The organism is Actinomycetota bacterium, assembly GCA_030650795.1.
GTDB lineage: Bacteria > Actinomycetota > Actinomycetes > S36-B12 > S36-B12 > UBA11398.
On sequence record JAUSDJ010000007.1, the window covers coordinates 1 to 7,316 of the forward strand.

Annotated in this window: 11 protein-coding genes; 10 read left to right on the forward strand and 1 reads right to left on the reverse strand. The window is 59.5% G+C overall.

The window, feature by feature from the left end; all coding sequences use genetic code 11:
* The 6 genes from Q7L55_02970 to Q7L55_02995 all read left to right on the forward strand — a co-directional run.
* The coding region (locus tag Q7L55_02970; GenBank protein ID MDO8731523.1) for a hypothetical protein at nt 1-208 on the forward strand (208 nt) is incomplete at its 5' end.
* 388 nt (nt 209-596) lie between these two features.
* Nucleotides 597-1,265 carry a metalloregulator ArsR/SmtB family transcription factor gene (locus Q7L55_02975; GenBank protein ID MDO8731524.1) on the forward strand — a complete coding sequence of 223 codons (669 nt, stop codon included), beginning with the start codon at nt 597-599 and terminating at the stop codon, nt 1,263-1,265.
* Between the two features lie 2 nt (nt 1,266-1,267).
* The gene (locus tag Q7L55_02980; GenBank protein MDO8731525.1) at nt 1,268-1,840 is read left to right on the forward strand and encodes a class I SAM-dependent methyltransferase; all 573 of its coding nucleotides are present in this window, start codon (nt 1,268-1,270) and stop codon (nt 1,838-1,840) included.
* Between the two features lie 22 nt (nt 1,841-1,862).
* A complete protein-coding gene (locus Q7L55_02985) occupies nt 1,863-2,219 on the forward strand; it encodes a DsrE family protein (GenBank protein MDO8731526.1) in 357 nt (118 codons plus the stop codon).
* A gap of 61 nt (nt 2,220-2,280) precedes the next feature.
* Nucleotides 2,281-3,453: an aminotransferase class I/II-fold pyridoxal phosphate-dependent enzyme gene (locus Q7L55_02990; protein MDO8731527.1), complete on the forward strand. Its 1,173-nt coding sequence runs from the start codon at nt 2,281-2,283 to the stop codon at nt 3,451-3,453.
* A gap of 62 nt (nt 3,454-3,515) precedes the next feature.
* A complete protein-coding gene (locus Q7L55_02995; protein ID MDO8731528.1) occupies nt 3,516-3,746 on the forward strand; it encodes a methyltransferase domain-containing protein in 231 nt (76 codons plus the stop codon).
* Nucleotides 3,747-3,803: 57 nt separating this feature from the next.
* Here Q7L55_02995 and merR read toward each other — a convergent pair whose 3' ends face one another.
* On the reverse strand, nt 3,804-4,238 hold the full coding sequence (gene merR, locus Q7L55_03000; GenBank protein ID MDO8731529.1) for an Hg(II)-responsive transcriptional regulator: 435 nt from the start codon (nt 4,236-4,238) through the stop codon (nt 3,804-3,806).
* A 70-nt stretch (nt 4,239-4,308) separates the two neighbouring features.
* Between merR and merT the strand changes: the two genes are divergently transcribed.
* Genes merT through merA form a run of 4 tightly spaced genes read left to right on the forward strand, consistent with a single transcriptional unit; the run spans nt 4,309 to nt 6,961 of the window.
* Entirely contained in the window at nt 4,309-4,659 is a 351-nt protein-coding gene (gene merT / locus Q7L55_03005; protein ID MDO8731530.1) for a mercuric ion transporter MerT, read from the forward strand.
* A 13-nt stretch (nt 4,660-4,672) separates the two neighbouring features.
* On the forward strand, nt 4,673-4,948 hold the full coding sequence (gene merP / locus Q7L55_03010) for a mercury resistance system periplasmic binding protein MerP (GenBank protein ID MDO8731531.1): 276 nt from the start codon (nt 4,673-4,675) through the stop codon (nt 4,946-4,948).
* A 23-nt stretch (nt 4,949-4,971) separates the two neighbouring features.
* Nucleotides 4,972-5,223 (forward strand): hypothetical protein, encoded by a 252-nt coding sequence (locus tag Q7L55_03015; GenBank protein MDO8731532.1) that lies wholly within the window; start codon nt 4,972-4,974, stop codon nt 5,221-5,223.
* Between the two features lie 40 nt (nt 5,224-5,263).
* Complete coding sequence (gene merA / locus Q7L55_03020) at nt 5,264-6,961, forward strand: mercury(II) reductase (GenBank protein MDO8731533.1); 1,698 nt, start codon at nt 5,264-5,266, stop codon at nt 6,959-6,961.
* Nucleotides 6,962-7,316: the final 355 nt, after the last annotated feature.

Consider the following 7,316-nt stretch of genomic DNA (forward strand, 5'->3'; position numbering starts at 1 on the left):
TTTTGATCTGCCGGAATTGAAGCTGGTGTATTCGGCATTAAGTGCTTGGCAGAGTGAGTCTGCTGGGCCCGACGAGACAAATCAATCCTACGGGACCTGGCCCTTTGACTCTTTACCAGAGTTCACGCCGCAGCGCTGCGATGTATTAATTTTGGCGCTGCCAGAGGCGATATGTAGGCTTGATGAGGGTCGGCCGGGATTCATGTAATTCGCGGCAAAAAGTGAACTAAGCTATTGATTACATTGGATTTATTGACAAATTGAAGTCTACTTCGATTCGGGTGCGGTCGCCGTGAGGCGCTGCAGCATACCCACGACGTGCACCATCAACACGCACACGATTTCCAGTGGAATGGTGACGGTGCCCATGTACATCCCCACAAACATGGCGTCATGGGGTCGTCTCAGAATTCGGAAAATAAAGCACGTTAAGCGGCCCACGGCAAAATTCGACCAGACTCATTGGGTAGGACAAGCAGTCGTGCCACTAGCCGTCATCTGAATCAGTTGGCGTCGTAGATGTCGGCGTTTCCTGGATTCAATCACGAAACAAAAACATTCCGCCTTACATTCGTATAATCGTTAGAATGTCGTTTATGGACAAACGAATGATAAAAGACCTCCTCTACGAGCAGGTTGCCCGCATCGGCAAAGCGGTTTCCAGTCCGAAACGGCTGGAGCTGCTGGAACTATTGGCGCAAGGCGAAAAGACCGTTGAAACGCTGGCGAGCGAATTGTCGGCCGACATCAAGCTCACCAGCTCCCATCTGAAAGTGCTGAAGGAAGCACGCCTCGTGACTTTTCGGCGTGAGGGCAAATACATCATCTATCAACTGGCCGGCAGCGATGTCGCGGCTCTGTGGGTGAGTCTGCGCCAGGTCGCCGAAGAGCACCTGCTGGAGCTGAAGATGGCCCTGGGGCAGATGGTAGCCGATCCGGCGAAGCTCTCCGCAGTCAGTCGCGAGGTACTGCTGGAACAGGCCCGGCGCGGCGAAATATTTGTCATCGATGTGCGTCCTCCAACGGAATACGAAACGGCTCACCTGCCGTTCGCCCGCTCGATGCCGATGGCCGAAATCGAGCAGCGGCTCGCTGAGTTGCCGTCAGACATCGAGATCGTCGCGTACTGCCGAGGCCCGTTTTGCCTGCTTTCCGACGAGGCCGTGGCGTTGCTTGCTGCGAAAGGATATAGGGTGCGCAAGATTCTCGATGGCGTCAGTGAATGGCAGGCGGCAGGGCTTCCGGTGGAGCAAGGCAAATCATGAACATGAAGGGACGCGAAAGCGGCATGCCCGACGAAGCCTACTGGGCGAGTTTCTTTGAGGCTGAGATTGCCGTTGACCGGCTAATAGAGTCGGTGGTCGACGGAAATGTCATCGAGTTCGGTTGCGGATACGGTTCCTTTACGGTATCTGCCGCCCGACGCACGACGGGGCAGGTTATCGCCTTGGATATTGAGCCGAAAATGGTTGAAATAGTGCGCCAAAAGGCCGCCACTCTCAATCTGCCTAACATTCAGGCCGAGGTGCGCGACTTTGTTGCACACGGAACAGGTGTGGCTACGGGTTCACAGGCGCATGCCATGATTTTCAACCTGCTGCACCTGGAGCAACCAGTGGCCTTGTTGCGCGAAGCCTACCGGACCTTGCAAGACGGTGGCGCGCTTTCGGTGATCCATTGGCGTAGCGACATTCAGACCCCTCGCGGCCCGTCGCTGGAGATTCGCCCGACGCCCGAACAGTGCCGGATGTGGATGGCCGAGGCCGGATTCCGCGCCATTGAATCAGTTGATTTGCAAAGTTGTTGCCCGTTTCACTTCGGCCTGCTGGCTAGGCGTTGATTCAACTCCATAGGGAGCCCTCATGAAAATATTAATCATCTTCAATCGCGAACCCTACGACTCCACCGACGTGACCTGGAACGGATTGCGTCTGGCCGACAAACTGGTCGATGCCGGTAGCGAAGTCCGCCTATTTTTAATGAACGATGCGGTCGACCTGGCGCGTGACGCCTGCCGCCCACCTGAAGGCTACGATCAAGACCTGTCCCAGATGCTCAAAACCCTGATCGCCCGTGGCGTGACCGTCAAGGTGTGCGGAACCTGCATGGCGCGCTGCGGCATCTACAAGAACCAGCCGTATTTCGAGGGCGCCGAGAAATCCACCATGCCGGCGCTGGCGGAATGGGTCATCGATAGCGACAAAGTAATCTCGTTCTAAAACCCCCCGAGTTGGGCATCGTGCCGTCTGAAACCGCAGCAAGAATAACCAGGAGACTCAAATGACTGAAAGCAGCAAGCCCGGCTTGTCCACGCGCACCATTCACGGCCACAGTTTCAAGGATGCACATGGCAGTCCGCACCTTCCGGTGTACGACACCACCACCTTTGCGTTCAAATCGACGGCAGACCTGCTCGATGTCGTTGACGGTCGCAAGCCGGGGAGCCTCTATACGCGCTACGGTCTGAACCCATCGATCTTTGCCATCGAAGAAACTCTCGCCAGTCTTGAAGGCGCGGAAATGGCCTGGTCCTTTTGCTCCGGGATGGCCGCCGAGACAGCCTTGTTCCTGACGCATGGGCGTGAGGGCATTGTCTGCATCGGTGATGCTTACGGTGGAACCCTGGAACTGCTGGCCAGCCAGTTGCCGTTGCTGGGGATCAAGACCGATTTGATTCTTGGCCGCGAACTGGATCAACTGGACGCTTTGCTGGCCGCTGGCGCGAAGCTGGTATTTTTTGAGACGCCCACGAATCCGACTCTCGAATTGCTCGACATTCGGGCCATTTCGGCGAAGGCGCATGCCTACGGTGCCCTTGTCGCAATCGACAACACCTTCGCTTCACCGGTCAACCAACGCCCACTGGAGCTTGGTGCTGATTTCGTCGTGCATAGCGCCACCAAGTATCTCGGCGGACACAGCGACCTCACCGCTGGCGTCTTGATGGGATCGAAGGAATTGCTGATGCCGGTATGGAACTGGCGCAAGAATCTCGGCTCGATGATCGCCCCGGCCACCGCATCACTACTCGCCCGTAGCCTGCGTACCTTGGTCGTGCGCGTGCGCCAACAAAACGAGTCGGCCCAGCGCATCGCCGAAGCCATGGACCGCCACCCCAAGGTTAGCCGGGTCTACTTTCCCGGTCTGCCCGAGTTTCCGGGGCATGCGCTGGCCAAAGACCAAATGTACGGATTCGGCGGCATGTTGACGATCGAGGTTGCCGGCAACGGAGAAGACGCCACACGCGTCGCTGACCGGTTGAAGCTCTTCGCCTTGGCACCCAGCCTTGGGGGTGCGGAAAGCTTGGTCACCCAGCCGTGCACTACCACGCATCACGGATTAACGACGGAAGAGCGTGCCCGTCGCGGCATCTCGGACGCCATGCTGCGTCTGTCGGTCGGCTTGGAGGATGTTGAGGATTTGATTGCGGATCTGGAACAGGCTCTGGGTTAGGTCATTCGGTCGATTGAGACGACGCGATCCGATTTTGAGTCCCGCCGACTACGATGCCTGGTATGACAGTCCCCGGGATCGATCTCGATGCGGATTCCCTCTCATTTGCTCGTAACCGCGATGCTCGCTCAACCTACCTACTGGCCGATGCGCTCGCCTTGCCGTTCGCCGACAGCAGTTTCGATCAGGTGCTTTCAGTTGCTGCCCTGTGTTTCACTACCGACTGGCAAAAAGCCGTGTCTGGGGTTGTAAGCCGGAACCGCCGAAAATTCCGCGCCGTTGCTTGTCGCTAGTTTTGTAGCGTTTCCGTCCAATTTAGAGGTGTCGCAGAAGACGGAAAATAAAGCACGCTAAGGCATAGCCGATCCTACCAGGCTTGTTCTGCCCTGTAGCGACGCAATCAGCGGACAGGAAACATTCCCCTGCCGCGAGTGGCAGGCGCACACCAGTTCAGACAGCACGGTTTCCATGCGCGCCAGGTCGGCCATCTTCTCGCGCACGTCCTTAAGCTTGTGCTCGGCCAGGCTGCTGGCTTCCTCGCAGTGAGTGCCATCGTCGAGCCGCAACAACTCGGCGATCTCGTCCAGGCTGAACCCCAGCCGCTGGGCCGACTTCACGAATTTCACCCGAACCACATCCGCCTCGCCATAGCGGCGGATGCTGCCGTAAGGCTTGTCCGGCTCCGGCAGCAAGCCCTTGCGCTGATAGAAGCGGATCGTCTCCACATTGACCCCGGCCGCTCTGGCAAAAACGCCAATGGTTAGATTCTCAAAAATATTTTGCATATCGCTTGACTCCGTACATGAGTACGGAAGTAAGCTTACGCTATCCAATCCAAATTCAAAAGGGCAACGTATGTCGGAATCGCAAAACGGGCGCGGCGCGCTCTTCGCCGGCGGGCTGGCCGCCATCCTGGCATCGACCTGCTGCCTGGGGCCGCTGGTACTGGTCGCCCTGGGCTTCTCCGGTGCCTGGATCGGCAACCTGACAGTGCTGGAACCCTACCGCCCGTTGTTCATCGGCGCGGCGCTGGTGGCGTTGTTTTTTGCCTGGAGGCGCATTTTCCGTCCGGCGCAAGCCTGCAAGCCGGGCGAGGTCTGCGCGATCCCGCAGGTGCGCACCACCTACAAGCTGATTTTCTGGATCGTGGCCGTGCTGGTCTTGGTCGCGCTTGGATTTCCCTATGTCGTTCCTTTTTTCTATTAACCAGGAGTTCACCATGAACAAGCTATTTGCCTCCCTCGTACTCGCCGCTGTCGTTGCCCCGGTGTGGGCCGCCACCCAGACCGTCACGCTGGCGGTTCCCGGCATGACGTGCGCCGCCTGCCCGATCACGGTCAAGAAAGCGATTTCCAAGGTCGAGGGCGTCAGCAAGGTCGATGTGGGTTTCGAGAAGCGCGAGGCCGTCGTCACTTTTGACAACGCCAAGACCAACGTGCAGAAGCTGACCAAGGCCACCGAAGACGCCGGCTATCCGTCCACCCTCAAGCAGTAAGCCACTGAACCGGGAGCCACATCATGGGACTGATGACACGCATTGCCGATAAAACCGGCGCGCTCGGCAGCATCGTTTCCGCGATGGGCTGCGCTGCCTGCTTCCCGGCCATCGTGTTCGCGGCCACGGTCTGGCTCCTGGGCAACTGGTGGACGGCGAATCTGATGTACGTCGGCCTGGCCTTGATGATCGGCGTGTCCATCTGGGACTTTGTGTCACCGGCACATCGCCGCTGTGGGCCAGACGGCTGCGAACTCCCCGCGAAACAAGGCTGACGGCGTGAGCCGACGGCCAACACAGAAAAGGAACGATGGTATGACCACTCTCAACATCACCGGCATGACCTGCGACTCGTGCGCGGTTCACGTCAAGGACGCCCTTGAGAAAGTCCCCGGCGTGCACTCGGCGGAAGTGTCCTACCCCAGGGGCAGCGCCAGACTGAACATTGACGCCGGCACGTCGCCCGATGCGCTGACTCTCGGCGTGGCCGCCGCTTTGGCAAAAACGGGTTATCGGGCCACGCTCGCCGATGCGCCCGTGGCTCCGGCGGGTGGCGGATTGCTCGGCAAGATGCGCGAATGGCTGGGCAGTGAGGGCAGGACTGGCGCGGACGGTGACAAACTCCATGTCGCCGTGATCGGCAGCGGCGGGGCCGCGATGGCGGCAGCGCTAAAGGCTGTCGAGCAAGGCGCGCGCGTCACGCTGATCGAGCGCTGCACTATCGGCGGCACCTGCGTCAACATTGGTTGCGTGCCGTCCAAGATCATGATCCGCGCCGCCCATATTGCCCATTTGCGCCGCGAAAGCCCGTTCGACAACGGCATCCAGGCGGTTGCTCCGGCCATCCAGCGCACGGCGCTGCTGGCTCAACAGCAGGCCCGCGTCGATGAACTGCGCCATGCCAAGTATGAAAGCATCCTGGACGGCAATCCCGCCATCACCGTGCTGCATGGCGATGCCCGCTTCAAGGACGGCCGCAGCCTGGTCGTGCAACTCGATGACGGCGGCGAGCGTGTGGTGGCGTTCGACCGCTGCCTCATCGCCACCGGCGCAAGTCCGGCCGTGCCGCCGATTCCTGGCTTGAATGACACGCCTTATTGGACTTCCACCGAAGCACTGGTCAGCGAGACAATCCCCGAGCGCCTGGCCGTGATCGGCTCGTCGGTGGTGGCGCTGGAACTGGCGCAGGCGTTCGCCCGACTCGGTAGCAAGGTGACGATCCTGGCGCGCAGCACACTGTTCTTCCGCGAAGACCCGGCCATCGGCGAAGCCGTCACGGCCGCGTTTCGTGCCGAGGGTATCGAGGTGCTGGAACACACCCAGGCCAGCCAGGTTGCCCATGTGGACGGCGAATTCGTACTCACCACGGCGCACGGTGAACTACGCGCCGACGAACTGCTGATTGCCACCGGCCGCTCGCCCAACACGCCCAGCCTGGCGCTGGACGCGGCAGGCGTCGCGCTCAACCCGCAAGGCGCGATCGTCATCGACTCGGGCATGCGTACCAGCGTGGAACACATCTACGCCGCCGGCGACTGTACCGACCAGCCGCAGTTCGTCTATGTGGCGGCAGCGGCCGGCACCCGTGCCGCGATCAACATGACCGGCGGCGACGCGGCTTTGAATCTGACCGCGATGCCGGCCGTGGTGTTCACCGATCCGCAGGTGGCCACCGTGGGCTACAGCGAAGCGGAAGCGCACCATGACGGCATCGAAACCGATAGCCGCACCCTCACGCTGGACAACGTGCCGCGTGCGCTCGCCAACTTCGACACACGCGGCTTCATCAAGCTGGTGGTTGAAGAAGGCAGTGGACGACTGATCGGTGTGCAGGCGGTCGCGCCGGAAGCGGGCGAGCTGATCCAGACGGCCGTGCTGGCGATTCGTAACCGGATGACCGTGCAGGAGCTGGCCGACCAGTTATTCCCGTACCTGACGATGGTCGAAGGGTTGAAGCTCGCGGCGCAAACGTTCAATAAGGACGTGAAGCAGCTTTCCTGCTGCGCCGGGTGAGGAAAAGGAGGTGTGCGATGAGCACCTACACGGTATCGCAACTGGCCCATGACGCCGGAGTGAGCGTGCATGACGCTATTCACGGAAATATTACCCGGAGGAGACTTTTCAAAGGGCCTCACTTTAGAAGTTTCACCGGCGAAACTTCTCGACAAAGATTAGCGAAGATTTGGAATCCCGTTAAAAAATCCCGAATCACTGGGGCATACGCGCTACGGTAGATGAGATCAGTGCCGTCGCTATTGCAAGAAGCATATTGGCATCATCGCGACTGTAGTATTCCGCTCCACCTTGGTCATCCACGTGATGGGCCAGGTGCGTGTAGTGTCGGACTGCTTCAATCATAGAAAACTCT